Annotated in this window: 24 protein-coding genes; 12 read left to right on the top strand and 12 right to left on the bottom strand. The window is 72.9% G+C overall.

The genetic code is table 11. The features are described 5' to 3' along the window. The first annotated feature begins 102 nt into the window (after positions 1-102). Positions 103-2646, top strand: coding sequence for a M14 family zinc carboxypeptidase (locus P3X83_RS30780; RefSeq protein WP_277308791.1), 2544 nt, complete (start codon positions 103-105; stop codon positions 2644-2646). Between the two features lie 16 nt (positions 2647-2662). On the opposite strand, the gene galK is transcribed toward P3X83_RS30780, so the two are convergent. Then, the gene (gene galK, locus P3X83_RS30775; protein ID WP_277308790.1) at positions 2663-3784 is read right to left on the bottom strand and encodes a galactokinase; all 1122 of its coding nucleotides are present in this window, start codon (positions 3782-3784) and stop codon (positions 2663-2665) included. A gap of 47 nt (positions 3785-3831) precedes the next feature. Here galK and P3X83_RS30770 point away from each other — a divergent pair, with 47 nt between their 5' ends. Together P3X83_RS30770 and P3X83_RS30765 are read left to right on the top strand one after the other, a co-directional pair. Continuing rightward, a complete protein-coding gene (locus tag P3X83_RS30770) occupies positions 3832-4749 on the top strand; it encodes a pyridoxal-phosphate dependent enzyme (protein ID WP_277308789.1) in 918 nt (305 codons plus the stop codon). A 67-nt stretch (positions 4750-4816) separates the two neighbouring features. Beyond that, positions 4817-5806, top strand: a complete 990-nt coding sequence (locus P3X83_RS30765; RefSeq protein ID WP_277308788.1) for an acetylxylan esterase — start codon at positions 4817-4819, stop codon at positions 5804-5806. On the opposite strand, the gene P3X83_RS30760 is transcribed toward P3X83_RS30765, so the two are convergent. After that, positions 5768-7306, bottom strand: a complete 1539-nt coding sequence (locus P3X83_RS30760) for a fatty acid--CoA ligase family protein (RefSeq protein WP_277308787.1) — start codon at positions 7304-7306, stop codon at positions 5768-5770. The genes P3X83_RS30765 and P3X83_RS30760 overlap by 39 nt on opposite strands. A 132-nt stretch (positions 7307-7438) precedes the next feature. Between P3X83_RS30760 and P3X83_RS30755 the strand changes: the two genes are divergently transcribed. Continuing rightward, positions 7439-8857 carry an MFS transporter gene (locus tag P3X83_RS30755; RefSeq protein ID WP_277308786.1) on the top strand — a complete coding sequence of 473 codons (1419 nt, stop codon included), beginning with the start codon at positions 7439-7441 and terminating at the stop codon, positions 8855-8857. Positions 8858-8939: 82 nt separating this feature from the next. Further along, a complete protein-coding gene (locus P3X83_RS30750) occupies positions 8940-9356 on the top strand; it encodes a hypothetical protein (RefSeq protein WP_277308785.1) in 417 nt (138 codons plus the stop codon). A gap of 25 nt (positions 9357-9381) precedes the next feature. Here P3X83_RS30750 and P3X83_RS30745 read toward each other — a convergent pair whose 3' ends face one another. From P3X83_RS30745 to P3X83_RS30735, 3 genes are all read right to left on the bottom strand, one after another. Beyond that, positions 9382-9615 (bottom strand): hypothetical protein, encoded by a 234-nt coding sequence (locus tag P3X83_RS30745; RefSeq protein ID WP_277308784.1) that lies wholly within the window; start codon positions 9613-9615, stop codon positions 9382-9384. A gap of 189 nt (positions 9616-9804) precedes the next feature. Continuing rightward, positions 9805-10554 carry a lytic polysaccharide monooxygenase gene (locus P3X83_RS30740; RefSeq protein ID WP_277308783.1) on the bottom strand — a complete coding sequence of 250 codons (750 nt, stop codon included), beginning with the start codon at positions 10552-10554 and terminating at the stop codon, positions 9805-9807. An 88-nt stretch (positions 10555-10642) separates the two neighbouring features. Continuing rightward, the gene (locus P3X83_RS30735; RefSeq protein ID WP_277308782.1) at positions 10643-11173 is read right to left on the bottom strand and encodes a GNAT family N-acetyltransferase; all 531 of its coding nucleotides are present in this window, start codon (positions 11171-11173) and stop codon (positions 10643-10645) included. Positions 11174-11254: 81 nt separating this feature from the next. On the opposite strand from P3X83_RS30735, the gene P3X83_RS30730 reads away from it, so the two are divergent. Together P3X83_RS30730 and P3X83_RS30725 are read left to right on the top strand one after the other, a co-directional pair. Further along, a complete protein-coding gene (locus P3X83_RS30730; protein WP_277308781.1) occupies positions 11255-11848 on the top strand; it encodes a GNAT family protein in 594 nt (197 codons plus the stop codon). Next, positions 11845-12690, top strand: a complete 846-nt coding sequence (locus tag P3X83_RS30725) for an aminoglycoside phosphotransferase family protein (RefSeq protein ID WP_277308780.1) — start codon at positions 11845-11847, stop codon at positions 12688-12690. The genes P3X83_RS30730 and P3X83_RS30725 overlap by 4 nt, the downstream gene beginning before the upstream one ends. Here P3X83_RS30725 and P3X83_RS30720 read toward each other — a convergent pair. Continuing rightward, positions 12660-13514, bottom strand: a complete 855-nt coding sequence (locus P3X83_RS30720; protein WP_277308779.1) for a helix-turn-helix transcriptional regulator — start codon at positions 13512-13514, stop codon at positions 12660-12662. The genes P3X83_RS30725 and P3X83_RS30720 overlap by 31 nt on opposite strands. 578 nt (positions 13515-14092) lie before the next feature. Beyond that, entirely contained in the window at positions 14093-14683 is a 591-nt protein-coding gene (locus P3X83_RS30715) for a YbhB/YbcL family Raf kinase inhibitor-like protein (protein ID WP_277308778.1), read from the bottom strand. Between the two features lie 384 nt (positions 14684-15067). On the opposite strand from P3X83_RS30715, the gene P3X83_RS30710 reads away from it, so the two are divergent. From P3X83_RS30710 to P3X83_RS30700, 3 genes are all read left to right on the top strand, one after another. After that, positions 15068-15652, top strand: coding sequence for an MFS transporter (locus tag P3X83_RS30710; RefSeq protein ID WP_277308777.1), 585 nt, complete (start codon positions 15068-15070; stop codon positions 15650-15652). A gap of 168 nt (positions 15653-15820) precedes the next feature. Continuing rightward, positions 15821-16447: a copper resistance protein CopC gene (locus P3X83_RS30705; protein ID WP_277308776.1), complete on the top strand. Its 627-nt coding sequence runs from the start codon at positions 15821-15823 to the stop codon at positions 16445-16447. 135 nt (positions 16448-16582) lie between these two features. Next, entirely contained in the window at positions 16583-17920 is a 1338-nt protein-coding gene (locus tag P3X83_RS30700) for a hypothetical protein (RefSeq protein WP_277308775.1), read from the top strand. Between the two features lie 19 nt (positions 17921-17939). On the opposite strand, the gene P3X83_RS30695 is transcribed toward P3X83_RS30700, so the two are convergent. Continuing rightward, positions 17940-19244 (bottom strand): serine hydrolase domain-containing protein, encoded by a 1305-nt coding sequence (locus tag P3X83_RS30695; protein ID WP_277308774.1) that lies wholly within the window; start codon positions 19242-19244, stop codon positions 17940-17942. 1 nt (position 19245) lies between these two features. Beyond that, positions 19246-20466 (bottom strand): MFS transporter, encoded by a 1221-nt coding sequence (locus P3X83_RS30690; RefSeq protein WP_277308773.1) that lies wholly within the window; start codon positions 20464-20466, stop codon positions 19246-19248. A gap of 72 nt (positions 20467-20538) precedes the next feature. Between P3X83_RS30690 and P3X83_RS30685 the strand changes: the two genes are divergently transcribed. After that, positions 20539-21588, top strand: coding sequence for an ROK family transcriptional regulator (locus tag P3X83_RS30685; protein WP_277308772.1), 1050 nt, complete (start codon positions 20539-20541; stop codon positions 21586-21588). Between the two features lie 105 nt (positions 21589-21693). After that, positions 21694-22899 carry an endonuclease/exonuclease/phosphatase family protein gene (locus P3X83_RS30680; protein ID WP_277308770.1) on the top strand — a complete coding sequence of 402 codons (1206 nt, stop codon included), beginning with the start codon at positions 21694-21696 and terminating at the stop codon, positions 22897-22899. 192 nt (positions 22900-23091) lie between these two features. Here the strand turns inward: P3X83_RS30680 and P3X83_RS30675 are convergent, their stop codons facing one another. The 3 genes from P3X83_RS30675 to P3X83_RS30665 all read right to left on the bottom strand — a co-directional run bounded on the left by P3X83_RS30675 (position 23092) and on the right by P3X83_RS30665 (position 26516). Further along, positions 23092-24264 carry a DUF6585 family protein gene (locus P3X83_RS30675; protein WP_277308769.1) on the bottom strand — a complete coding sequence of 391 codons (1173 nt, stop codon included), beginning with the start codon at positions 24262-24264 and terminating at the stop codon, positions 23092-23094. Between the two features lie 72 nt (positions 24265-24336). Then, positions 24337-25086: an IclR family transcriptional regulator gene (locus P3X83_RS30670; protein ID WP_277308768.1), complete on the bottom strand. Its 750-nt coding sequence runs from the start codon at positions 25084-25086 to the stop codon at positions 24337-24339. After that, entirely contained in the window at positions 25083-26516 is a 1434-nt protein-coding gene (locus P3X83_RS30665; RefSeq protein ID WP_277308767.1) for an MFS transporter, read from the bottom strand. Before P3X83_RS30665 ends, P3X83_RS30670 begins: the two co-directional genes overlap by 4 nt. Positions 26517-26536 lie beyond the last annotated feature (20 nt).

Below are 26536 nucleotides of genomic sequence, written 5' to 3'. Positions count from 1 at the left end.
GGAGCCGAATGCGCAGAGGGTGTTGCTATTTCGAAGGGCTTTGGGATCATCTCGTGGTATCGAAGGCCTTTACCCCCCTTTGAAGGCTCTCCGGAGGTTCGCGTGGGCGGCAGGGCAAGCGTGTGGGCGGCGCTGGGCGCCGTGACGGTCGCCGCGGCGCTGCTGGCGGCCACGCCGCCGGTGGTGGCCGAGCCGGAGCCGGGGCCGCTCAACGGCCGCGAGGAGACACACGGCAACGGGCCCGATCGCAACGAGCGGGCCGCGCTGACGCGTCAGCTCCAGACGCCGGGAGTCCACCAGGGGGTGGACCGGAAACGTGGCTATCCCCGGCGGAACGTGTTACCCGTGCCGCCCGTCGTGCCGGACGACCGGTCGATCAAGCTCGGGCTGGTGCCGTACCACGGGATCGCGGCCCGGCTGAACGAGCTGCAGCGGCTCGGCGACCGGGTCAGCGCCGAGGTGGTCGGGCGCTCGGCGCAGGGCCGCGACCTGTATCTGGTCACCGTCACCGCGCCGGAGAGCGCCGCCGAGGCGGCCCGGCAGGAGGCGATGCGGGAGAAGATCGAGAACGACGCCGCGCGGGCGGCGGGCGACCGGCGGATCGCCGCCGGGTACAAGGCCCCGGTGTTCGTCAACGCCAACATCCACGGCGACGAGTGGGAGGGCACCGATGCCGTGCTGCGGATCGTCGGGGAACTCGCCACCGCGACCGACCGGGCCACCGCCGAACTGCTCGGCTCGACCCGGCTGTACTTCCACGTGACCGCGAACCCCGACGGCCGCGTGGCGGGCGCGCGGACCAACGGCAACGGCTTCGACCTGAACCGCGACTTCGTCACCGCCTCCCAGCCGGAGGTCAGGGCGATGCGCCAGATCGTGATCGACACCCAGCCCGTGGTCATGCTGGACCTGCACGGCTACGTCAACGGCACGCTCATCGAGCCCACCACGCCGCCGCACGGCCAGAACTACGAGTACGACCTGTTCATCCGCAACGCCTACGACAACGCGCTCGGCATGGAGGCCGCGGTCAAGGCGCTCGGCACCGGCGGCCCGGACGGCGTGCTGCCGCCGCAGATCCCGTTCCGCGACTCGGTGGACGGCTGGGACGACTGGCCGCCGATCTTCGCCCCGCAGTACGCGCCGTTCCACGGAGCGGTCGCCTCGCACACCGTCGAGATCCCGTTGCAGGTCAACGGCGGGGAGTACACGGCCCGCCCGGAGTCCGTGCTGCGCCGACGGGCCGCGTTCAACACCGGTGTGGCCGCCGCCGCGACGCGGGCCGCGCTGGCGTTCACCTCAGAGCGCCGGGCCGACCTCGTCGCCGACCAGATCGAGGTGTTCCGGCGTGGAGCGGCCGGTGAGCCGCGCCGCAACCCGCCGATCGGGGAGATCCCGGGGTGGGGGCCGGAGGACGTCTACTCGACCGTGTTCCCGAGGGCGTACGTGATTCCGTCGGGCGCGGGGCAGGAGTCGGCGGTGGCCGCCGCGCGGCTGGTGGACCATCTGGTCGCCAACGACGTGGGCGTGGAGCGGACGGTGCGCGACGTCACGGTGGGGGCGAGGCGGTATCCGGCGGGGTCGTACGTGGTGGACATGCACCAGCCCAAGCGCGGGCTCGCCAACGTGATGCTGGAGCCGGGGCGCGACATCAGCGGAAATATCGAGGCCATGTATGACATATCCGGTTGGAGCCATGCCCAGCTCTGGGGCGCGACCGTGGACCCGGTGCAGGGACCGCTGCCCCGGCTGCGGACCGTACCGGTGACGACGGCGTCGCCCACCGGCGACGTTGCGGGCAAGGGCGACCTGGCGCTGCGGCTCGGCGACGGCCGGGAGATCGCCGCGCTCAACGACCTGCTCGCCGCAGGCGCGGAGTTACGGCTGGCGGGCGCCTCGGCCGTGCTGCCCGCCCGCCGTCGCAAGCTGGCCGTCACCCTCGCCGACCGGTACGGCGTGCGGTTCCGCCCCGCCGCCGCCCCCGGCGAGATCCCGCTGCGCCGCCTGCGGATCGCCGCCGCCGCCGGTCCCGACGAGCTGTTCACCCTGCGCGAGATGGGCTTCGAGGTCATTCCGGTCTCCACGGCCTCGCTCAACGCGGGCGGCTTCGACTGGTCGGCGACCGACGTGCTCTACGTCTCCAGCGGCCTGTCCTACACCGCGCTCACCCCGGCCGCCAGAAGCGCCCTGGACGGCTTCCTGCCCCGCGCCGGGGTCGTGGGCAGGGGGTCGACCGGTTCGGCCTTCAACGCGGCCACGGGGCTCCTCCCGGTCACCTCGGTGGCCGGGCGCAGGGACGCCAACGGTGTGGTCCGCGTGACCGGCCAGGACGCTCCGCCGTACTCGTTCGTCTACTCGCCGCGCTGGTTCACCGGCCTCGGCCCCGGCGTCACCGCCGTCCAGTCCTACGCCACGGACGGCCCGCTGGTGTCGGGCCACTGGCGGGCCGGCGAGGACGGCAGGGGCGGCCCCGCCGACGCGGCCGGTCAGGCGGCGGTCGTGCGGGGCACGGCCGGGACGGGCGCGGCCGTCGTGCTCTTCGGCACCGAGCCGCTGTTCCGCAACCACCCCAAGGGCCTGTTCGCCCAGGTCGGCCTGGCCCTGCACTGGACGGCCGCCATGGCCGCCGCCACGGCCCCGCGCTGACCCGATGGGCCCGCCGTCAGGCCAGACGGCGGGCTCCCGCCGAGGGAACGGCGGGAAGGAACCGGGGCGCGGCCCAGCCGCGCGAGGCGTACGCGCCCGCCACGCTTTCGCGCACGGACGGCAGGCGCTCCTCCGGCACCAGGGCCACCACCGAGCCGCCGAAGCCGCCACCGGTCATCCTGGCCCCCCGCGCGCCCCCGCGCACGGCCGACTCCACCGCGACGTCGAGCTCAGGGCAGGAGACGCGGTACTGGTCGCGCAGCGACAGGTGCGAGGCGTTGAGCATCGCCCCGAGCTGGTCAACGGCGCCGGCGCGCAGCAGCCCCACGGTAGCCTCCACCCGGTGGTTCTCCGTCACCACGTGCTGCACCCGGTCGCGTTCCGCGCCGGACAGACGGCCCAGCGCCCCCGCCAGGTCGGTGACATCGCGCAGCGACTCCACGCCCAGCCGCCGCGCGGCGCTCTCGCACTCGGCCCGCCGTTCGGCGTAACGGCCGTCGGCCAGCTCGTGGCGGACCCCGGTGTCGATGATCAGCAGGCTCAGCCCGTGGGCCGCCACATCGAGCGGGATCGTGCGCCCGGCCAGCGCCCGGCAGTCGAGGAACAGCGCCCGGCCCTCCTCACACAGCGAAGAGGCGGCCTGGTCCATGATCCCGCATGGCATCCCGGCGAAGTCGTTCTCGGCCCGCCGCGCCGCGACCGCGAGGTCCATCCGGCTCAGCCCGAGGCCGTGCAGGTCGTTCAGGGCCAGCGCCACCGACATCTCCAGCGCGGCGCTCGACGACAGCCCGGCCCCGCGCGGCACGTCGCCGTCGATCACGACGTCGGCCCCGCCGACCGCGTGCCCGGCCTCGCGCAGCGCCCAGAAGACGCCCGCCGCATAACGGGCCCAGCCCCTGGCTGCCTCCGGCGTGTCGAGGACCTGTGCTTCCTCCTCGACCTGGAGCGACATCAGCCGGATCACGCCGTCGCCGCGCGGCGAGACGGCGGCGCCCACCCCCCACGGCACCGCGAACGGCAGCACCAGGCCGCCGTTGTAGTCGGTGTGCTCGCCGATCAGGTTGACCCTGCCGGGCGCGTGCCATACGCCATCGGGAGCGGCCCCGTAGGCGTCGCGGAAAGCGTCGGCAAGGCGCATGGGCGCACACTCCTCATCTGCGGGGACGTCACGTAGGTTAGCGTGCCGTGGACCCGATCCCCCTGCCGGCGCCGACGCCGGTGCCGCCCTCGGAGCTGGCCGACGACCGCCTCGGCGGCGTGCGGCTGTGGCTCAAGCGCGACGACCTGATCGATCCGGAGATCACCGGCAACAAGTGGCGCAAGCTGCGGCACAACCTGGCCGGGCTGTCCCCGGACCGGCCGCTGCTGACCTTCGGCGGGGCCTACTCCGGGCACATCCGCGCCGTCGCCGCCGCCGGGCGGCGGCTCGGCCTGGCCACCGTCGGCGTGATCAGGGGTGAGGAGCACCTGCCGCTCAACCCCTCGCTGGCCTGCGCCCGGGCGTACGGGATGCGCCTGGTCTACCTGGACAGGTCCACCTACCGGGCCAAGGACACCCCGGAGGTCGTCGCCGCCCTGCGCGCGCGGCACGGCGACTTCCACCTGATCCCCGAGGGCGGCAGCAACGCGGCGGGGGTGCGGGGCTGCGCCGAACTTCCGGCCGAGCTGGGCATGGACTACGACCTGATCTGCTGCCCGGTCGGCACCGGCGGCACCCTGGCCGGGATCGCCGCCGGGCTGCCCCCGGGGCCGCGCGCCGTGGGCTTCGCCGTCCTGAAGGGCGCCGCGTACCTGTCCGGCGAGGTGGCCCGCCTGCAGCGTGACGCCCACGGCGAGCCCACCCGCAACTGGACGGTGGACCACGGCTTCCACTTCGGCGGCTACGCCAAGGTCCCCCCGGACCTCGCGGCGTTCGCCGCCGACTTCGAGGACCGCCACGGCCTGGAGGTGGAACGCGTCTACGTGGCCAAGATGCTCTACGGCGTCTACGCGCGAGCCCGCGACGGCCACTTCCCCCCGGGCACCCGGATCGTCGCGGTCATCACCGGCAGACGCACATTCCCTCAGCCCTCCTCACCGGTGGCCCCCACCGTCCTGGACTGAAGCCTCGCCCGGCCGTCGTGGGCACCCTCCGGGGCGTGCGCCGGGCGGGGTGGACGATCATTGCGGGATGGCCCTGTTCGACATGCCGCTCGCTGAACTGCGGGGATTCGCCCCGCCACGTGAAGAACCAGCCGGGTTCGAGGAGTTCTGGGCGGAGACGCTCGCCAATACGCGGGAGCATCCGCTCGACCCCGAGCTGATCCCGCAGGATGTGCCGCTCGACCTGGTGGACGTGGCGGAGGTCCGCTTCTCCGGGTTCGGCGGGCACCGGATCGGCGGCTGGTTCATCCGCCCGCGCGGGTTGCCCGGCCCGCTGCCGTGCGCGGTGCGATACCTCGGCTACTCCATCGGGCGGGGGCACCCGCACCAGTGGCTCGACTATCCGGCGGCCGGGTTCGCCACGCTGGTCATGGACACCCGGGGACAGGGCGGCGGTTCCGGGACACCCGGATACACGGCTGACCCGGCGGGCGGCGGCGGGCCCGAGGTGGCCGGGTTCCTCACCCGGGGGCTCAACTCCCCGGAGGACTACTACTACCGGCGCGTCTACGCGGACGCGGTGCGGGCGGTGGAGACGGCGGCGGCGCTGCCCGGCGTGGACCCGGGGCGGATCCTCGTCGCCGGGGGAAGCCAGGGCGGCGGGATCGCGCTGGCGGTGGCGGGGCTGGCGCCGGGCCTGCCGCGCGCGGTGCTGCTCGACGTGCCGTCCCTGGCGCTGTTCCGGCGGGCCACGGAGATCAGCAACGTGGGGTCGCGCGCGGAGATCGCCGAGTACCTGCGCACCCACCGCCGCGACGTCGACGAGGTGTTCGGGGTGCTCGCCCACTTCGACGGCGTGCACTTCGCGGCGCGGGCCACCGCGCCCGCCTGGTTCTCCGTCGCGCTGATGGACCAGGTGTGCCCGCCGTCCACGGTGTTCGCCGCCTACAACCACTACGCGGGGCCGAAGGAGATCACGGTCTGGCCGTACAACGGGCACGAGGGCGGGGGAGGGGAGCAGGAGGCCGCGAACCTGGCGCTAGCCCGCCGGATCGCCTCCGGCGGCAAGGACGGCTAGCGCCCGCCGATCCGGTTTGCCCGCCGCCGTGAGCGGGACCTCGCGCAGCACCGTGACCGTGCGCGGCACGCTCGCCGCGCCCAGCGCCGCGCGCACCATCCCGGCCAGCACCTCGCGGCCGGGCGCGTGCGCGCCCCTGGGCACCACGAACGCGTGCACCGCCTCGCCGGTCTCCTCGTCGGGCACGCCCACCACGTACGCCTGGTCCACGTCGTCGTGGCCGCTCAGCACGCGTTCGATGGCGACGGCGTGGCAGGTCTCGGCGTTCACCATGATCACGTCGCGGGTGCGGCCGGTCAGGTGCAGCAGGCCGTGCCGGTCGAAGTGGCCGAGGTCGCGCGTGCGCAGCAGGCCGCCGTCGAGCACCTCGGCGGTCGCCGCCCGGTCGTTCCAGTACTCGCGCATGATGTGCGGGCCGCGCACGTGGATCTCCCCGATCTCGCCAGGGGGCAGCGGCTCGCCGCCGGCGTCGCGGATGGTGACCTCGGCGGCGGGCAGCGGACGGCCCACCGAGCGCAGCGCCTCCTGCCGGTGCTCGGCGATGTCGCCGGGGGTGAGCAGGGAGATCATGCCGGACTCGGCCTGGCCGTACCCCTGCCAGACCACCTCGCCGAGCAGGTCCACGGCCTCGGCCAGGCGGCGCGGGGCGGCGGGGGAGCCGGTGACCACCAGGGCGCGCAGGTGGCTAACGTCCGCGCCGGTGTCGCGGACCGCGGCCAGCAGCCGGTGCAGGCCGGGCACCGGGGTGATGACGGCGGTGATCCGGTGGCGCTCGATCACCGGCGCGAGCGCCGGGTACGGATCCCCTTCGGGCAGCACCACGGTACCGCCGGTCAGCAGGCAGCGGCCCGCGAAGGTGGTCATCACCGGCAGTGACCAGGAGCCGAAGGCGAGGAACCGGGTGAAGTGGCCGAGCAGGACGGCCAGACCGGGCGCCCACCGGCCGTGCCGGTACGCCAGGCCGATCGCGCGGTAAGTGAAGGAGCACCCCTTGGGATCCCCGGTGCTGCCGCTGGTGTAGTTCACCCGGGCGATGTCGTCCGGCCCGGCGCGGGCGGGCGGCGGCTCGTCCCGGCCGCCCGCGAGCAGCCCCGAGTGCGGGAACCTGCCGAGCGGCAGCAGGACGGCCCGCCCCGCGAACCGCCGGGCCGCGACCCCGGCGGGCGAGCCGTCGGCGATCACGGCGTCGATTCCCCGCCCGAGCACGGCGGCGAACTGGCGCTCGCTCCAGCCGGGACGCACCCCCACCACCCGGCAGCCCAGCGCGTGCGCCGCCAGCGCGGCCGCGTAGCCCTCCGGGGTCAGTGCGGTGGCGATCGCCGTCGCGCGCCCCGGCCCGAGTCCCGCCGAGGCCATCCCTCGCGCCGCCGCGCTGACGAGCGCGAGCAGCCCGCCGCGCGAGACCGTGCGCGATCCCTGCTCGAACGCCGGCGCACGTGGTGCCTCGCGCAGAGCGTCCAGCACCGGCCGCGGGTACACCGGTTCGGCGAGATCGCGCACGGCCCCTCCTCCGGAACGGCAACCTTGCCGATAGGTGATACGGCATGCGGCTTACGCCGGGATTCACCCCGTTGTCACGAGCGACGCGCCAGGGTAGGAGTTGAGCACATGGAGGTCAACCAAGCACGCTCCGTGACCGATCGGGGTCACGAGCGGCGTCGCTGGGCCGCGCTGGGCGTGGGCCTGATGGCGTCGTTCATGTCCCTGCTCGACGTCAGCATCGTCAACGTCGCGCTGCCGTCCATCCGCGCCGGGCTGCACGCGCCGGAGAGCGCGCTGCAGTGGATCGTCTCCGGCTACGCCCTCGCCTTCGGCCTGCTGCTGGTCCCCGGCGGGCGGCTCGGCGACGCGCGCTCCCGGCGCACCATGTTCATGACCGGGCTGGCGCTGTTCATCACGGCCAGCGCGGCGGCCGGTCTGGCGCAGAACGTGTGGTGGCTGGTCGGCGCCAGGTTCGTGCAGGGCGCGGCCAGCGGGCTGATGAATCCGCAGATCTCCGGGCTGATCCAGCAGTTGTTCCGCGGGGCCGAGCGCGGCCGGGCGTTCGGCGCGCTGGGCACCACGATCGGCATCGCCACGGCGGCGGGGCCGGTGCTGGGCGGGCTCATCATCGGCGTGGCGGGGGCCGAGGAGGGCTGGCGGTGGGTCTTCTACGTCAACGTGCCGGTCGGGCTGGCGGCGCTGGTGCTGGCCAGGACGCTGTTCCCGGCGGGTGAGATCAAGAAGTGCGAGAGCCTCGACCCCCTCGGCGTGGTCCTGCTCGGCATCGGGATGGTCTCGCTGCTGCTGCCGTTCGCGCAGGCGCGCCAGTGGGCGGGCTCGGGCAAATGGCTGCTCCTCGCGGTCTCGGCGGTGTTCCTGATCGCCTTCGTGCTCTGGGAGCGCCACTACGCCCGGCACGGCACGCCGCTGGTGAACCTGTCGCTGTTCCGCAAGCGCTCCTACGCGCTGGGCGCGGGGCTGATCATGCTCTACTTCGCCGGCTTCACCGCGATCTTCTTCACCTTCACGCTCTACCTGCAGAGCGGCCTCGGGTTCAGCCCGCTGGCCGCCGGTCTGGCGATCACCCCGTTCGCGCTCGGCTCCGGCACGGCGTCCATGATCGGGGGACGGATCGTGGCCAGGTACGGCCGGACCCTCGTGGCCGCCGGGCTGTGCCTGGTGCTCGCCGGGCTGCTCGGCGTGCTGGTGGCCGTCCAGTTCGCCAGCGGTCCCGACGTCGCCTACGCGATGCTCCTGCCGCTGCTGGTCGGCGGGATCGGCAGCGGCCTGGTGGTCTCGCCGAACGCGACGATCACGTTGTCGGAGGTGCCGCCCGCGGGCGGCGGCAGCGCGGCGGGCATGCTGCAGACCGGGCAGCGGATCGGCGCGGCGTTCGGCGTGGCCGCGGTGGGCTCGCTGTTCTTCGCCACGGTGGCGCAGACCGGCGGCGACTGGGCCTCGGCCTTCGAGCACGCGCTGCTCATGCTGTGCGTGTTCGTGCTGGCGGCGCTGAGCCTGGCCGGGGTGGATCTGGTCAAGGGTCGCCGGGAGGCGCGTGCGGGCGGATAGCGGAGGCTCCGGAAGCGGTCACTGACCAGCAAACACGCGACAAGGACGGCATATGCCCATATGTGGCGGGCACCGAGCCGTCATGAGGATTCTGGCTCGCGTCCACCAGCTTCCCGTCCGATGGGCGACCGGCGCCTACATCCTGAACGCCGGGATCACGATGGCGGACGCCGACGAAGAGCGGGCGCGCGGAAACGGCATGGCCGCCGGGGCCTTTCCGTTTCTGAAGGAGCTGGAGCCTCGCGACTTCGTGCGCAGGCTGTCGTTGGGGGAGATCGCGCTCGGCGCGGCGCTGCTGCTGCCGGTGGTTCCCTCGCTGGTGGCCGGGGCCGCGCTCACCGGGTTCGCCGCGGGCCTGCTCGGGATGTACTACCGGACGCCGGGCATGCGGCGCGAGGGCAGCCTGCGGCCCAGCGAGCAGGGCGTCGGGCTCGCCAAGGACGTGTGGCTGCTCGGCATCGGCCTGGGGCTGGTCGCCGAGGAGCTGCTCGCCGACTGACCCCAGGGTCCGGCCGGTCGGAGTGCTACCTGGTCTGCGTGGACAGACGGTCGAACAGGTCGAGCGCGGCCTGACGCACCGGAGCGGGCGTGAGCCCCTGGAGTACGTCCCTGGCCTGTGGGATCGTGCGCGTGGTGGCGCACGTGATGGCCACCGACGCGGCGGCGGCGTGGTCGAGCGAGCCGGACGGCATGTTGTCGGCCAATTCCCGGGCACTCGAAGCGAGGTCGAGATTGTCCCTCATAGGCGAGGTGGTCACGGGCCCTCCTTGACTTGCGGCGGCTCAGGGCCATTGTCGGCCACGTATCTCTCCAGGATCCCTTACCCAGGAGAGCGGGTCGTCGGCAGGTCCCTGGTTAGGCTCATCCGCGCACTGAACGGACGGACCCGCACCGGATCGATGCGGGTCCGCGCCAGAGCTTCACTTGGGGGTCATGGTAGCCGTGGGTTACACACGTTGCCAGAGGGAGGGAACGTTCGGCGGCTCCCAGCCGGCCAGTGCGGTGTGCCCCTGGAGGCAGCGGTAGGTCGAACCGCCGTAGGTCACCGTGGCGCCGGCCTGGTAGGCGGTGCCGGCGGCCCAGGTGCCACCGGGGTTACCGGTGGGGCCGGTCGTGGGGCCGGTGGTCGGACCGGTGGTCGGACCGGTCGTGGGGCCGGTGGTCGGGCCGGTGGTCGGGCCGGTGGTCGGGCCACCGCCGACCTGCAGGTCGACGCACGAGTAGAACGCGTTGGCCGTGTCGGCGATGTTCCAGACGGCGAGCAGCTTGATCCGCCCGCTTCTACCGCCGAGGTTCACGTTGTGCGTGACCGTCGCGGGCGGCTGCCTGCCGCTGTCGTTGATGGACGCGATCTTGGTGCCGCCGATGAAGTATTCCCACGTGCTGGTGGCGTGGCGGGCGGTCAGCGTCCAGGTGAAGGTGACGTTGTCGCCGACGGAGGTGGCGGGCCATGCCTTGCTCTCGTCGTCGAGCGGGGCCCAACGTCCGGCGCCGCAGCTGCGAAGGCCCTTGGGGCCTTCCACGCTCTGCGGCTCGTAGATGATGGGTCCGCAGTTCGACACGCGCCCTTGGGCGCACATCGCCTGCCGGCTAGGGGGCGAGGAGATGTAGCCGTGCGCCATCGCTGGTGAGGCGATGAAGACGGTCGAGCCTATGGCTATCACCGCCGTCGCCAGGAACGTGAGCGCTCTTCGCATTACTGCTCCTTTATGGCTGGGGTAAACCAAACATAAAGGAAAGTTTCCTAACAGTAAATCCCCTGGCAACCACATTTACCGCAGCCTGTCAGGGGTGATCTTCGTGGTCGGACGTGGTGTGGGCCCAGGAGTAGATGCGAACCGTACGGTCCCCCTCCCACGTCTCCGTGCGATCCAGCCGGAACCCGAGGCCCTCGGCGATCCGCCACGACGCCACGTTCGGCTCCTGGACCAGGCACACCAGCCGGCTGATCCCCAGCTCGTCTCGCGCGTGCGCGAACACCGCCTGCGCGGCCTCACGGGCCAGCCCGTTCCCCCAGTGCTCGCGGGCGAAGCGCCAGCCGATCTCGATCTGGCCGTTCTCCCACGGCGCCAGCCCGCAGTCGCCGACCGGCCTGCCGTCCGACCTGCGCTCGACGGTGTAGAGGGTGTGACCCCGCTCGCGCTGCGCGGCGATCTTCCGGTCGAGCTGCTCGCGCACGCGCTGCTCGCTCCACGTCTCCCCGCGGGCGATGTAACGGGTGACCTCGGGATCGGCGAACATCCGCACGAAGAAACCGAGATCGTCAGGCCGCGGAACCCGAACCTGGAGGCGTTCGGTGGACAAAGGCAGAGGCATCCGCCCATTCTGCCGGTCTCGCCTGCCCCCGCCCGAAATATCGACGCGACAGGGGGCGGTGGGGGCGGAAAGAATGCGGCAATGTCCGATCACGAGCGCACCGCGCGTCCCGACTTCCTCAGCAAACCGACCCTCGGTGGCGACCTCGTCGTGCTCCGGCCGCTCACCGCCGGCGACCTGCCCGCACTGATGCCCATCCTGGCCGACGCCGGGATCGCCCGGCTGACCGGCAGCCACGCCGGCGCCTTCGACCCGGACAAGCTGCGCACCTGGTACGCCACGCGCGCCGAGTGCGACGACCGGCTCGACCTGGCCGTCGTCGAGCGGGCCACCGGCGAGTGCGTCGGCGAGGCCGTCCTCAACGACTGGGACGAGCCGAACGAGAGCTGCAACTTCCGCATCGCCCTCGTCCCCTCCGCGACGAGCCGGGGACTCGGCACCGAGGCGACCCGGCTGATCGTCGGGTACGCGTTCGAGAAGCTGGGCCTGCACCGGGTCTCGCTGTGGGTGTACGCCTTCAACCCCCGCGCCCGGCGGGCCTACGAGAAGGCGGGATTCGTCGCCGAAGGAGTGCTCCGCGACTCCCTGCTGTGGGAAGGGGAGCGCGTCGACGCGACCATGATGTCGATCCTCGCCCCCGAGTGGGCCCGCCACCACGGACGGCCCGAGCTGTGAGCGACCCGCTGCCCGGCGAGTACCCCGAGGTGCGCGAAGGACAGTTCCACCGGGTGCTGATGGGAGCCGACCAGGTGGTCCATCTCGCCCGCACCGAGGCCGCCGCCGCGCGGCTGCCCCGGCGGGCGGCGGTGCTGCGGACGCTCGCCGCGCTCGGCCTGGGCTTTCGCACCCCCGAGGTGCTGGGAGAGTACGGCGGGCGGGGCGACGGCGCGCCGCCGTACCTGCTGGTGCGGCGGATTCCCGGCGCGCCGCTGCCGCGCGCCGCGCTCGCCGCCCCCGCCTTCGCCGAGGCCGTGGCCGCGGGGCTTGCCGAACTGCTGGCCGAACTGGAGGCGGCGGGCGCGACCGATCACGCGCGGCGGACGCTCACCGAGGAAGAGCCCGGACGCTGGCCCAGCTTCGCGTCCGACGTGCGGGCCGAGCTGTTCCCGCTGATGACGGCGGCCGGCCGGGAGCGCGCCGGGCGCGAACTGGCCGCGCTCGACGGCCTGCCGCACATCACCAGGGCGGTGGTGCACGGCGACCTCGGCCCGGAGAACGTGCTGTGGGAGACGGCCGACGGCCCGCCCCGGCTCAGCGGCGTGATCGACTGGGACGACGTACGCCTCGGCGACCCAGCCGAGGACCTCGCCGCGATCGCGGCCGGGTATGGCGACCGGCTGCTCGGCCGGGTGCTCGCGCTGGGCGGCGGGTCGTCCGGCACGCTGCCCCGCCGGATCGCCGTCATTCGCGGCACGTTCGCCCTGCAACAGGCGCTCCAGGCGCACCGCGACGGCGACGAGGAGGAACTGGCCGACGGCCTGGCCGGTTACGTGTCGTCGGCGAGTTCGGAAAGGTAGGCGAGCGACGCCTCCGCACTGAGCGCCGACGCCGTCAGCCGCTCGAAGATCCCCCGGAACCGGTCGAGCTGACCCGTCTCCTCCAGGTAGAGATCGTCGGCCGCCGTCTCCAGGTAGACGACGCTCCCGTCGGCCGGATCCGGGAAGTCGAGGATCACGAACTGCCCGGTGAGCCCGGCGTGCGGCCCCGCCGACATCGGCAGCACCTGCAGCTTGACGTGCGCCAGCGGGCTCGTCTCGATCAGCCGCCGTAACTGGCGCTGATGTATCCGGGGCCGATGGACGGTGCGCAGCAGCGCCGCCTCGTCGATGACCGCCCACAACCGGGTGGGATCGTCCTTCTCCAGGATCCGCTGCCGCGCCATCCGTCCCGCGACCCGCCGCTCGATCTCCGCCGGATCGTCCGCCGGAACGGTCGCCCGGGTGACCTCGCGCGCGTAGTCGGGGGTCTGCAGCAGCCCGGGGATGAGCCCGAGCTGAAAACACTTGATCGACGCGGCCTCGGCCTCAAGACCGACGTAGGGCCCAGGAAAGACGTCCTGGTAGGAGGCCCACCAGCCACGACGCCGGGCCTCTCGCGCGAGCGCCACCAGACGCCCCGCGACCTCCTCGTCATCCACCCCGTACGCCGCGCACAACACCCGGACCACGTGCACATCGGGCCGCCGCGTCAGCCCGTTCTCCAGCCGCGAGATCTTCGAAGTGGACCATTCGAGCTCACCCGCGACATCCTGGATGGTCCGCCCCGCCTCCTCCCGCAACCTCCGCATCTCCCGCCCCAGCCGCCGAAGCCGAACCGTGGGACTGGGCTCCCCGTCACTCATGCGATTTCCTCTCGTCGGCCACCCACCGAAAGGCAGGCGGTTGGGGGCAAGTGGCGCATGATAACTCTGAGTATATGCCGTCATGCCGTCGGTGATCGGTTGTCGCCTCGGCATTGTCAGCGGCATGGCGGTACCGAAGAGATGCGACATCGCCCATCCACCCAGGACACCGCCCCACACCGCCCCGGCCCGCAGGCACCACCGGTCCCCAAGAACGCTGCGGCGCCGGCCTTGCCCCCCGTCGCGGTGGCGGTTCCCCCGGACGGTACCGCGCTAGAAAGCGAGCCCCCCGGGCAGCGGCTGTCGGTGGTCGTGGGGTTGGGACGGTGCTCGGGTGGAGGGGGGCGGGGGGTGGCGGGGGGTTCGTCGGTTGGGGTGGTGCCGGGGGATGGGCATCGGCGTTTCGGCCGTGGGTCGCGCCACACAGGCTGACGGTCGGGCGGAGCCGGAGGGCATTGCCGGCGTGGATAGGGGCGCGAGTGCCGCCGTGCTGTCTTTTCCCCGTTCGGGCGGGGGGAAAGAGACGGCCGAGGCGGGTTTGGGGGACCCGCTCTCGGCCGTTGGGTGGGGTGGTGAGGTTATGACTCGCCGGTGATTCTCGCGGTGCCGAGGGAGGCGTTGGAGATGACTCGGGCGGCGGTGGAGGTCGAGGAGTTGGAGTTCAGTTCGGTCAGGCGGGCCCGGTTGAGGGCGTAGACCACGAACTCGTAGGTGTTGATCGTGCGCGGGGAGCACGGGCCCTGGTAGCCGAAGAGGCTGGCGCTGCCCCGGTAGTAGACCTGGCGGGATCCCGCCGGGACGGTGGGCTGGTAGACGTGGGCGACGTTCTGCGGCAGGGCGGTCGTGCCGACCGGGATGTCGTAGATCACCCAGTGGATGAGGTTGAAGTTGTCCAGGTCGCGCATCACGATCGCGTAGCTCTGGGCGCCGGCCGGTCCGCCCGCCCAGGACAGCGGCGGGGACTCGTTGCGCTGGCGGGGGTCACCGGTGCCGCTGCTGGTGCACTCGTGTTCCTTGGGGATCAGCCCGCCGGGCGCGAAGGCGCTGCTGCTGATCGTGAAGGCGGCCCGGTTCGTCTGGTGGGCGGCGGAGGGGCTGGCGGCGGCGATCGTGGAACCGGCGCTCAACGCGATGAGCAGGGTTCCGAGCATGACTCGCTTGATGGTCACTGAAGGCTCCTAAGGGGGGTTTCGGGCCTGATATTCCATCCGTTTTGCTATTGTTGTTTACCCGGATTGAGGTGACATTGTACGGATCGCAGTTGCTCTCGGGTACCATCTGATTTATCCGTCATCTCATGAATTATCGGCCCTGTAATTACAATGCTGACCTGCGGCATCGCGCGGCAGGCGAATCGGCAACCCGGTCTCCCTCACCCGCCGGGGGCACATCGAGGGCCGTTCCAGATCGGCGACGAGGCCGATCCGGATATCCGGTCCGACTATGGAACGTACTAATCTCAATGCCCGTAAACATGCTTTCGGTCAAATCGACCGCCGACCGAAAGGTCGTGGGCGGGGCCTGCTGGACCACCGATCAGGTGGGCTGGGAGGATGGCTGACGTGTCCCCGTGGCTGTCCTCGACGCGCCTGGCGCGGGCCGCCGTCTTCGCGGCGGTGTGCGTCGTCGTGTCGATGGCGGGTCACGCCTTCGCGGGGGGCGGGATCGTCACGTTTCCGCTGCTCGCGGTGGGCGCCGCGGGCGCGTTCACGCTGGCCTGGGCGATGGGCCGCCGCGAGCGCGGCCCCGGCGTGGTGCTCGCCGCCACGGTAGGCGCGCAGGTCGTGCTGCACGAGCTGTTCGACCGCTCCCCGGGTGCGCCCGACGGCCCGCCGCTGGTCGTGTTCGACACCGGGCACGGGCATCCGGGCGGCGGCATGACGCTGGCCCACCTGGTGGTGGCGCTGCTGACCGGCTGGTGGCTCTATCGGGGCGAGAGCGCCCTGTGGCTGATGGCGAGGCTGTGGCGGATGCCCCTGCCGGCCGTCCCGCGCGGGGCCTTCGCGCCCGTGCGCGTGCCGCCGGTACGGCAGGCCGTACCCGCCGCCGCGCCCCCGCCGTCCGTGACGCCCGAGGTCACGGCCCCCATTCACCGTCGCGGCCCGCCGATGCTCCGCCGCGCCGGTTCGCCCGCCTGACCCCTGGCCCCTGATCAGGAACGACGGCGACCGGCACACCCCCGGCCCGGACGCCCCGGCCGCGTGAGAGGCGGCCACGGGATCGTCGCCGGGCCCGTGTTCACCCCGGTCCTGTCATGCCCAGGAATCACCTGGGCCGTCCCTGTTTGGAGCACACCAATGACACTCGTGCGGAGAATCGCACGCGACGGCCTTGTGGTCGCGCTCGGCTGCGCGTTGTCCCTCGCTTTCACCGCGGCCTTCGCCGCGCCCGCCGCGCTGGCCCACGACCGCCTCAAGAGCAGTTCGCCCGCCAAGGACGCCAAGGTCTCCGAGCTGAAGGAGATCAAGCTGGACTTCACCTCCGGCATCAAGTTCCCCGTCGTCGTGCTGCACGACACCGGCGGCGAGCAGGTGAAGCTCGACAAGCCCGAGGCCGACGGCCACACGGTCGTGGCGACCGTGCCGGAGCCGCTTGCCTCCGGGCGCTATGTGATCGCCTGGCGCGTGGTCTCGACCGACGGTCACCCGATCGAGGGCGAGATCCCCTTCAAGGTGGACGCCCCGAAGAGCGAGAGCCCCGAGGCCACTGCAATTCCCGAAGCCACCGAGAGCGCCGAGACCACCCCGAGCGACGCGGCGAGCACGTCCGCCGCGCCTCCGGTCTCCCCGGTGGATGCGTCCGGCGAGCTCCAGTCCGCGGAGCAGGGCGTGCCCGGCTGGGTGTGGCTCGCGGGGGCCGCGGTCGTGGTCGTCGGCGCGGGAATCTGGGTGGCCGCCGGACGGCGTCGCGGCGGTGCCCGCCCGGAGGCGTGAGCACGGTCGCGGGCGATATTCATCCGACTCCGTGTGGAATGGTGTGGACGGCGGCTTCGTTCCGGACGTATTTATCTATACAGGAACAGATCAGGCGACAATGCCCAACTGCCCCCCTGACCGGCGGGAGATTTCGTGAAGATCGCACTCATCGGAGCCGGGAGCCGTTGCTTCGGCCCCGCCACGCTTCGCGACCTCTTCCTCTCCCGGCCCCTCGCCGCCCGTCCGTTCGACGTGTGCCTCATGGACGTGGACGCCGAGGCCGTGGACCGCACCCTCGGCTACGCCCGCCACCTCAACGACCGCCTCGGCCGTGCCGTCCAGGTCACCGCCACCGCCGATCTCGACACGGCGGTGCGCGACGCCGCTTTCGTGGTGACCTGCTTCGAGCACCGCCGCGAGCACTACTGGGCGATGGACTTCCACGTGCCGAGGATGTACGGCTTCAAGCAGCCCTACGGTGAGAACGGCGGCGTCGGCGGCATCTTCCACACCCTGCGCAACATCCCGCCGCTGATGGAGGTGGCCCGCGCGATCGAGCGCCTGGCCCCCGACGCCTGGCTGCTCAACTACACCAATCCGGAGAACCGCCTGGTCGAGGCGGTCGGCGCGCTGACACAGGTCAGGGCCGTGGGGTTGTGCCACGGCATCGTCAAGGGGCGCGAACAGGTCTGCGCCCTGCTCGGCATCGAGGACGAGCACCTGGAGGCGTGGGCGGCGGGGATCAACCACTTCACCGTCTTCGAGTCGCTGCGCGACGCACGCACGGGGGAGGACCTCTACCCCCGCCTGCGTGAGGCGGAGGCGCGCGGCGACGAACTGGTCCGCTGGCACGAACTGGCACTCGGCAGGGTGATCCTGCGGCGGTTCGGCCGCTGGCCCTCGCCCAGCGCCAACCACTACGGCGAGTACCTTGCCTGGGGGCACGACTTCGTGCTGTCGGGCGTGCAGTACTACTACGACCCCGCCAGGGGCCACCCGTGGGAGACGGGCGCGGCCCCGAGGTTCATCTACGAGATCGCCGACGGCGACACCGACCGGCCCTGGTCGGAGCCGCCGCCCGCGCCGCCGCCGGACCCGCGCGAGGCCGAGCTGGTGCCGTCGATCGAGCACGGTGTGCCGGTCATCGAGGGCCTGAGCGGCGACGAGCGGATCATCCACGCCGTCAACGTGGTCAACGGCGGGGCGATCCCCAATCTGCCGGCCGACTCGGTGGTCGAGGTCCCGGCGGTGGTCGGCCCGGACGGCGTCCGCCCTCGCGAGATGCGCCCGCTGCCCGAGGCCCTCGCCGCCGTCCTGCGCACCCAGCTGTCGGTGCACAAGCTGATCATCGAGGCGTATCGCGAGCGTTCGAAGGACGCGCTGATCCAGGCCGTGCTGCTCGACCCGACCGTCGACTCCTATCCGCGCGCCATCGCGATGACCGACCACCTGCTCACCCTGCAGAAGGACGTGCTGCCCCCGCTCGGCTGAGCCTGCCGAGGGGCAGGGGTCAGCCGGCCCGGCCCCACAGCCGGCTGGTCGGGAACACCTGGACGGCCGGCGCCGACCGTGCACCCGGTGCCTCCGGCGCGACCGCGCTCCCCGGCCCGCACAGCGCCTGGAGCAGGTGATCGGCGCTCGCGAAGTCGATCGGGTGCGGCTGGATCCGGCCGTCCTCGCCGATCCGCTGGTACTTCATCAGGTTGACCCCCATGGAGATCTGCCGCCGGCCGTCCTCGCTGGACAGCGACATGGTGCCGTGGCCGAACACCGCGCCGTCGTGCCCCCAGAAGCCGCCGCAGGGGGTGGCCTGACGGTAGAGGCCCAGGCCGTAGTCCAGGACCACGTTCCCCTGCTCGTCGTACACGGGCACGGTGCGCCGCATCTCCGCCAGTTCGCGCTCGCCGAGGATCCTGCCGGTGAGCAGCGCGCGGTAGAAGGCGTTGAGGTCCTCCATGGTGGAGACCACCGCGCCCGCCGTGCCCGCCCACGACATGTCGTAGACGCTGAAGTCGCGCGGCGGGTCGATCAGCCCGTAGAGGTTCTCGTAGGCCTTGGAGTGCGGCCCGGGGATGACCGGCGTGCGCGGGAAGGAGGTGTGCTTCAGCCCGGCCTTCCCGATCACGTTCTTGGTGATGTAGACCTCGGCCGGGGTGCGGGTGACCTTCTCCAGCAGCAGCCCGGCGATGATGTAGTTGGTGTTGGAGTAGGACCACCTCTCGCCGGGCGCGCCGGTCGGCGGCGCGTCCAGGCCGAACCGCACGAGTTCCGCCGGCGTGCGCCGCAGGAAGCGGTTGTCGAAGAGGCTCGCCGGGTCGTTGCGGGCGAGGGAGGGGAAGGCGGGGAGCACGTAGTCGCCGATGCCGCTGGTGTGGTTGAGCACCATCCGCACGGTGACGGTGCGGCCCCGCTCACCCAGGTCGGGCAGGTAGCGGGCGATGGGGGCGTCGAGGTCGACCGCGCCCCTGGCCACCTGTTGCAGCACGGCCACGGCGGTGAAGGTCTTGGTGATGCTGCCGACGCGGTGCAGCAGGCCGGGGCGTACCGGACGCTTGGCATGGACGTCGGCCACGCCCGCCGCGCCGCGCCACTCCTCGCGGCCTTCCCGCACGGTCGAATATGTGCCGTACATGCCCGCCTCGACCACCGCGCCGAGCGTCCGGCTGAGGGCGGCGCGGTCGATCGCGGACAGGTCGGACGACTGGGTTTTCGTCGTGGCGCTCTCGGGGGCCGGGACGGCGGCCATCGCGGGCACCGGGGCGGTGACGAGGGCGGCGGCGAGCCCGGCGGTCACGATCCTGCGGACTAAAGGCATCTCATGTCTCCGAATCCTGGACAGGTGACGCGTTGATTCTCGCAACGGCCCGGTCGTCTTTCATCGTCGTACCGGATGATCGCCCTCCGCCTTGATGACGAGGCCGGAGTACGCCCGCCGCACAGGCCATGGCCGCCATCAGCGCCGTGACCAGCGCGAACGCGAACGGGAAGGCGACGGCTCCGGCCAGCCACCCGGTCACCGGGGGAGCGATCAGGCCGGAGAGGTAGGTGATCGTGGCGACGCCCGCGACCCCCTGCGCCGGAGTGGGACCGGCTCGCCCCGCCGCCGCGAAGACCAGCGGCACGATGACCGCGAGCCCCAGGCCCATCAGCGCGAATCCGGCGATGACCACCGCCGGGACGCGGCCGGTCACGATCAACAGCCCGCCGAGCACGGCCGTCGCGCCACTGGCCCGTACCGCCGCGACCGGGCCCACCTTGCGGACCAGCCCGTCACCGCTCAGCCGGGTGGTCACCATGAACAGGGCGAACACCGCGTATCCGGCCGCGGCCACGCCGGGGCTCGCGCCCGTGACGTCCTTCAGGTAGAGCGCCGCCCAGCCGCTGGCCCCCCATTCGGCGAACGTCGCGCAGAACCCGATCAGCCCCACGGCCAGGACGGCGCGCGGCGGCACGGCGAAGCGCGGCGGGGCCTGCTCGCCCGGCGCGGGCCGGGCCTCGGGCAGCGGACGGCTCACCCGAAGACCCGTGGCCACCAGGGCCGCCGCCATGACGGACAGGTGCAGCCGGGCGTCCACGCCGAAGTGCGCGGCCACCGCGCCGATCCCGGCTCCGGCCAGGTTGCCCACGCTCCACATGCCGTGCAGGCCGGACATGATGGAACGGCCGAGCCGCCGTTCGATGGTCACGCCCTGGGCGTTCATCGCGACATCGGACATGCCCGCCGAAGCGCCGCACAGCAGGAAGACCATCCCCAGCCAGATCGGGCCGGGGGCGAGCATGGGCAGCGCCAGCAGCGCGGTCCACATGGCGAGCAGCGCCCGGGTCGTGGCCCGGCCGCCGAACCGGTAGGCCAGGCGTCCGGCCAGCGGCATGGCGACGAAGGCGCCGATGGGCTGGCACAGCAGGGCGAAGCCCAGCGCGCGGGTGTCGATCGCGAGGTGTTCCTGCAGCCAGGGGACGCGGGTCGCGAACGATCCGCCGACCGCGCCGTGCACGGCGAAGACCGCGGCGATCGCGCGTTGGTGCCGATCTCTCATGCTGGTAAATTAACAGGAAGGGTTCCTGATGAATAGTCAGGCCGATGAACCACAGAACGGACAGAGGGTGCGATGAGGACGGCGACCCCCAAACTCGCGCGGGCGATCAACGACCGGCTGGTCCTCGACCTGCTGGTCGAGCACGGGTCACTGACCGCGCCGCAGCTCCGCGCGCTCACCGGGCTGTCGCGGCCGACGGTGTCCGACCTGATCGAGCGGCTCCAGGTGAACGGCCTGATCGAGGTCACGGGCGAGAGCGGGGGAGACCGGCGCGGGCCCAACGCCCGCCTCTACGGCGTGGTCGCCGCCCGCGCCCACGTCGCCGGGGTGGACGTGCGCCGCGACGTGGTCCACGTGTCGGTAGCGGACATCACCGGGGGAGTGGTGGGCACCGCGACCCGGCCGCTGTCGGGTGACCCGCCGAGTGATCTGCCCTCGCTGATCGCCGCCACGATCGCGCGGGCGGCCGGATCACGCGCCCTGCGCGCGGTAGTGGCGGGCGTCCCAGGCCTGGTGGACCCCCGCACCGGCGACCTGCAGGGGGTGAGCGAGGTGCCGGGGTGGGGGCCGGGGTCGCTGGCGGCGCTGCGGCACCTGCTGGACGTCCCGGTGATCCTGGAGAACGACGTCAACCTGGTGGCCGTGGCCGAACACGCCGAAGGGGTCGCCGAGGGGCGCGACGACTTCGTGCTGCTGTGGCTGGACGAGGGGCTCGGCTCCGCCGTCGTGCTCGGCGGGCGGTTGCGCCGGGGGGTGTCCGGCGGCGCGGGCGAGGTCAGCTTCCTAGAACCGGGCGGCGTCCCGAGCTGCGACCTGGTCGCCCCCGGGGTGCTCGGCGCCCTGCCGCCGGACGAGGTGGCGGAGCGGATCGCCAGTGTGGCGCTGGCGCCGGTCGCGGTGCTCGATCCCGGCCTGGTCGTGCTGGCCGGTGACACCGGCGTCGGGGGCGGCGAGGAGATGGCCGCCATGGTGGCCGGGCGGCTGGCGGAACGGTCACCGGTACCTGTCCAGGTCAGGGTGAGCACCGTCGCGGGCAACCCGATCCTGTCGGGTGCGGTCGTCACGGCGCTGACCCTCGTCCGCGACGAGGTCTTCGGCGCGGGCGCGGCCGAACGCGTCTGAGTCGACGGACCTCCACGAAAGCTGCACATACCCCGCACACCGCGTCCGATATCGCCGCTTAGGGTCGGGCGGGGGTTATCAAAGAGCGAAAGGACGGGGTACGGGGTGAGCGTTGCGGAACCGCCCAACGGCACGGCGGACGACACCGAACCGACGCCTGCCGCCGAAGCGGCCGACGACAGGCCGCCGATCGCCGGCGGAGCGGCCGGCGGCGGGTCGGGGGATGGCCGGGCGGTGGACCGCAGAGCGGCGGTCGGCGGTGGCGTGGCTGGCGACGGAGTGATGGGGGGCGCCGGGGCGGGGGAGCGTGGCAGGTCCGTTCGGCGGCGGCGGGTGCGGTGGGTTGCCTGGGGGCTCGTCGTGGTGCCGGTGGGATGGGCGGTGGTCAGGGGGACCGGGCTGGAGCGGGGGTCCATGGTCACGTCGGTGATCACGCTGACGCCGTACGCTGCGCTCGGGGCGGCGTTGCTCGGGGTGCTCCTGCTGGTGGCCCGGCGGCGTGCGCAGGGTGTGGTCGTGTTGCTGGCCTGTGCCGTCCTGGTGAGCTGCGTGTTGCCGCGTGCGCTGAGCGACGCGTCCGCCTCCTCCGGGACGGCGGCGGCCCCCACGGGGGACGCCGCGACGCGTGGCCGCGCGGAGGGTACACCGCTGCGTGTGCTCGCGCTCAACGTGATGTACGGCCAGGCCGACCCGCGCGCGGTCGTCGAGCTGGTCAGGAAGTACCGGCCGGAGGTGTTCAGCGCCCTGGAGCTGACCCCCGAGATGGTGACGGCGCTGGACGCCGCCGGTCTCGCCGAGCTGATGCCGTACCGGGTGCTCCAGGCCGCGGCGGGCGCGTCCGGCAGTGGGCTCTTCGCCGCCCGTCCGCTGGCCCCGCGCGAGGGCCTGTTCACGCCGGTCGGGCACAACATGCCCGCGGCAACGCTGACGCTCGCGCCGGGGGTCCCGGTTGAGGTCGTGGCCGTGCACCCGTTCACGCCGCTGGGCCGCCGCCTGCGCGAGTGGAAGGACGGCCTGGCCGCGCTCCCGTCCGCGTCCCCGCAGGTGGTGCGCGTGCTGGCGGGCGACTTCAACGCCAGCCTGGACCACCGGGCGCTGCGCGACGTGCTCGCCAGGGGTTACCTGGACGCCGCGGACCAGGCGGGCAAGGGCCTGACCCCGACGTGGCCGGCCAACCGGGACATCCCCCCGATGATCACCATCGACCACATCCTGGCCGACCGTTCGGTGACCGTGCGGCAGGTCGAGATCCTCGACGTGCCGGGCACCGACCACCGGGGCGTGTTCGCCGACCTGCGCCTGCCCGCCTGACGTCCCGCGCCGGGGCTCAGCCGCGCCCGCCCCGGTGGCCGATCGCCTGGCTGATCGAGCGGGCCGCGCCCCCGCCACCCGTCCCGAGACGTCGAACACCGGGGCCGCCACCGCGCTCACCCCCGCGCTCACCCCCGCGATCGCCTTGTCGTGGGCGCGGTCGTGCCGGCGAGTGAGGCGGCGCGGCCATCCTCACCTTCGAGCACGCCTCCGCCCGCTCATGTAGTACATGATCACCGGCGGTCGCAGCAGCATGACCAGGCCCAGTGCCACCGGGGTGGCCGCCAGCAGCTTGACGGCCATGCCGTCGTCGAACGTTCCGGTGAAGAGCAGGGCGTAGACGAGGGCGGCCAGCGCGCCCACCGACACCAGCCAGCCCCACCAGGTGGGGCGTCTCAGCAGCCACCACGAGCCGAGGCAGATGAACGGCGAGGCGACCAGCGTGCCCGCGAACCAGGCGAAGTCCGGTTCCAGCGGATCGATCAGGAACAGCATCAGCGCGCCCGCCAGGCCCGCCAGGCCCATCGCCCCGAGCAGGATGAGCATGCATCCCGCGCTGTTCTCCTCGGGGCGTGCGGGTGGAGTCTCCGGGCTGGCCTCGTAGCCTCCGCCCGGCGGGACCGGGCGGGCGATCATCAGCCGGGGGAGCAGCTCCTCGAACACGTCCAGGTGATTGGGGGTCAGCGGGACGAAACGGTCCTGCCCGAGGTCCAGGCGCAGCGGATCCCGCTTCAGCTCGGGTAATCGCGCCCAGGGGAACTTCATGCCTCCGGCGTACAGCGCCTCGCGGTTCACCGCCACGGCGGGGCCGAACCGCACGATCTTGCCCGAGTCCAGGTCGCGGGGCACCTTGGCGCGGAACGCGGCGGCGGCCCGCTCGGCGATCACCGGGCCCAGCACCTCCACGTGGGGCGTCAGCCCGTCCATCCGGACCACACGCCCGTCGGTCCCGACGACCTCGGCGGTGAACTCGTGGCCCAGCAGGCGCCGGAGCCCGCTGACCGTCTCGCGCAGGGCGATCGCGGTCTCGATGTCCTCCCACGCGAACACCTCGCGACGCCCGCCCGCCTCCCGGACGAAACCGCCGTCGTACAGCTCGAAGCGCTCGCCCCGGCGTCGCCAGGCGCCGGAGAGGAAGACCACGGCGTAGATCCCGGCGAAGATCGCCAGGGCCGCCGGGATGAGCAGCGGCTTCGGCACGTCCTCCCACGGGTCGAGGGACCAGGCCAGCGCGATGCCCCGGATGCCGGGGACGCCGAGGATCAGCGCCACCCCGAGCAGCATCAGGCCGATCGCCAGCCGCCTGCCGGGACTCGCAGGATATGAACCGAGCGTGTTACCGAGCCCAGAACCATTTCCGCTCATGAGCATCCGCCTTCGGTCGGCCTTCGTGACGATCATGCTCGGTGCGGATGCCGCCGTCAACGCGTTCGACGATCAAGGGTCGAGGGCGGTCGTCAGGGTCGCGGCGGCCTGGCGGACCAGCCGGCCGTACTCCGGGCGCAGCCGGTCGCGCATCCGGCCGGGGCGGGCGGAGACGCCGAGGGCGGCCACCGGCCCGCCGTCCGAGAGCACGGCGGCGGCCACCGCCGCGATGTCGGAGCGCCATTCCCCGCGGTCGTCGGCGTAGCCGCGCTCCTTGACCTCGGCCAGCTCGGCCAGCACCTGCGCGGGGTCGGTCACCGTCGCCTGGGTGTAGCCGTCGAGCCCGGCCGCCAGCAGGTGCTCGACCGTCGCCGTCGGGTGGTGCGCGAGCACCGCCTTGCCGCTGGCCGACGCGTGCAGCGGGAGCCGGACGCCGAGCGGCAGCGCGATCCGCAGCGGCTCGCCGGCCTCCAGCCGTTCGACCAGCACCACGGCGTCGCCGTCGGGGACGCCGAGGTGGACGGTGTGACCGGTCAGCGCGCGCAGGCGTTCCAGCACCGGGCGGGCGGCGTCGCGCAGTGCGAGCTCGCTGGTCGCGCGCCGTCCGACGTGCAGGGCCCTGGCGGTCAGCACCCACCGGGTGACCTCGTCACCCGACGGGCGGATCCAGCCGGCCTCGTGCAGGGTGCGCAGGCAGCGCTGCACGGTGCTCTTCGGCAGCCCGACGGTCCTGGCCAGCCCGCTGACCCCGGCGGGCTGGCGGGCGGCGAGCTGTTCGAGCACCCGCAGCGCGTTGACCACGTTTCGCATGGCGGCCGTCACGTCCGGCCCGCGCCGTCCTGCGCCGGGCTTACGGCCAGGTCGCCGGCGGGCTCCTCCCGGCGCTCGCCGGACGGCCCCGGCCGCAGCAGCACGGCGACGGCCACCAGCGTCACCAGGGACAGGCCCGCCATCGACCACAGCACCGCGTGCATGCCGTCGGTGAAGGCCGGACCGGCCAGGCGGTCCCCGGTGACGGCGGCGATGACCGCGCCGAACACCGCGATCGCGATGGTCTCCGAGACCAGGCGGAAGGTGTTGAACATGCCCCCGGCGGTGCCCACGCGCCCGGCCGGGGCGCTGCTGATCGCGATGCCGTCCACCAGCCCGATGGACATGCCCATGCCCGCGCCGATGGTGAGCATCGGCCCGGCGATCGACGCCGTGCTCGCCCCGGGGCCGATCGTGGTCAGCCACACCGCGCCCACGCCGGACAGCGCCACCGCCGCCAGCACGATCGCGGACGGCGGGACCCACCGCGCGGCCAACCCGGTCAGCGTGGGCAGCACCAGTGTCGGCCCGGTGAGCACGATCAGCGTGATCCCGGCCTGCCCCGGCGTCATGCCGAGCACGGCGGTCAGGTACGACGGCAGGTAGACCAGCAGCGGGACGAGCACGCACACGATCGCGCCCGCCGCCAGGCTGACGCCGAGGAACCTGCGCCCGGCGAGCAACTGGAGGTCCAGCATCGGATGCGCAGCCCGGCGCTCGATCACCACGAAGGCCGTGAACAGGACGGCGAAGGCGGCGAAGGCCGTCAGGACGACCGGGGAGTCCCAGCCGAGCGAGGGGCCCTCGACGAAGCCGGCGATCAGCAGCACCAGCGCGCCGGTGAAGGTGATCATGCCGGGCAGGTCCAGCCGCCGGTCGCCCGGATCCCTGGACTCCGGCAGCAGCGGGACCAGGAAGAGCACCAGGAGACCGGCCACGGCGGTGGAGCCGAACACGGCCCGCCAGCCGTAAGCGTCGACGATCAGGCCGGAGATGCTCGGCCCGAAGGCCAGCCCGAGGCCGAGCGTGGTGCCGAACAGGCCGAACACCCGCGTGCGGGCGGCCCCGTGGAAGGAGGCCGCGAGCAGCGCGCCACCGGCGGCGCCGGCGGCGGCGGCCCCGATCCCGGCGGCGGCGCGGGCCAGGTTGAGCAGCAGGATGTCTCCCGCGAAGGCGCTGACCAGCCCGCCGGCGGCGAACAGGCCGACCCCGGCGGCGTAGACGCGCCTGCGGCCGAACAGGTCGGCGAGTGAGCCGCCGGCCAGCATGAACCCGGCGAAGGTCGCGTTGTAGCCGTTCACCACCCACTGGACGGCGGCGAGGTCCGCGCCGAGGTCGGCGGTGATCGGGGAGAGCGCGATGGACGCGCCGGTCAGGGTGATGGGCAGGCACACGCTCGACAGCAGCACGGTCGCCAAGACCAGGATCGGATTTTTTCGCACTCCGTCAGTGTGCAACCTCA

It is taken from the genome of Spongiactinospora sp. TRM90649 (assembly GCF_029382225.1).
Classification (GTDB): domain Bacteria; phylum Actinomycetota; class Actinomycetes; order Streptosporangiales; family Streptosporangiaceae; genus Spongiactinospora.
Note: the sequence above shows the minus strand (reverse complement) of the source record. Positions and strands in the feature narration are given on the sequence as shown.

Bases quoted from the DNA above. Each gene is read 5' to 3' on its own strand.
- galK (WP_277308790.1), bottom strand. From the start codon at position 3,784: ATGCGCCTTGCCGACGCTTTCCGCGACGCCTACGGGGCCGCTCCCGAT.
- P3X83_RS30765 (WP_277308788.1), top strand. From the start codon at position 4,817: ATGGCCCTGTTCGACATGCCGCTCGCTGAACTGCGGGGATTCGCCCCG.
- P3X83_RS30750 (WP_277308785.1), top strand. From the start codon at position 8,940: ATGAGGATTCTGGCTCGCGTCCACCAGCTTCCCGTCCGATGGGCGACC.
- P3X83_RS30740 (WP_277308783.1), bottom strand. From the start codon at position 10,554: ATGCGAAGAGCGCTCACGTTCCTGGCGACGGCGGTGATAGCCATAGGC.
- P3X83_RS30735 (WP_277308782.1), bottom strand. From the start codon at position 11,173: ATGCCTCTGCCTTTGTCCACCGAACGCCTCCAGGTTCGGGTTCCGCGG.
- P3X83_RS30730 (WP_277308781.1), top strand. From the start codon at position 11,255: ATGTCCGATCACGAGCGCACCGCGCGTCCCGACTTCCTCAGCAAACCG.
- P3X83_RS30720 (WP_277308779.1), bottom strand. From the start codon at position 13,514: ATGAGTGACGGGGAGCCCAGTCCCACGGTTCGGCTTCGGCGGCTGGGG.
- P3X83_RS30710 (WP_277308777.1), top strand. From the start codon at position 15,068: ATGGCTGACGTGTCCCCGTGGCTGTCCTCGACGCGCCTGGCGCGGGCC.
- P3X83_RS30695 (WP_277308774.1), bottom strand. From the start codon at position 19,244: ATGCCTTTAGTCCGCAGGATCGTGACCGCCGGGCTCGCCGCCGCCCTC.
- P3X83_RS30690 (WP_277308773.1), bottom strand. From the start codon at position 20,466: ATGAGAGATCGGCACCAACGCGCGATCGCCGCGGTCTTCGCCGTGCAC.
- P3X83_RS30685 (WP_277308772.1), top strand. From the start codon at position 20,539: ATGAGGACGGCGACCCCCAAACTCGCGCGGGCGATCAACGACCGGCTG.
- P3X83_RS30675 (WP_277308769.1), bottom strand. From the start codon at position 24,264: ATGAGCGGAAATGGTTCTGGGCTCGGTAACACGCTCGGTTCATATCCT.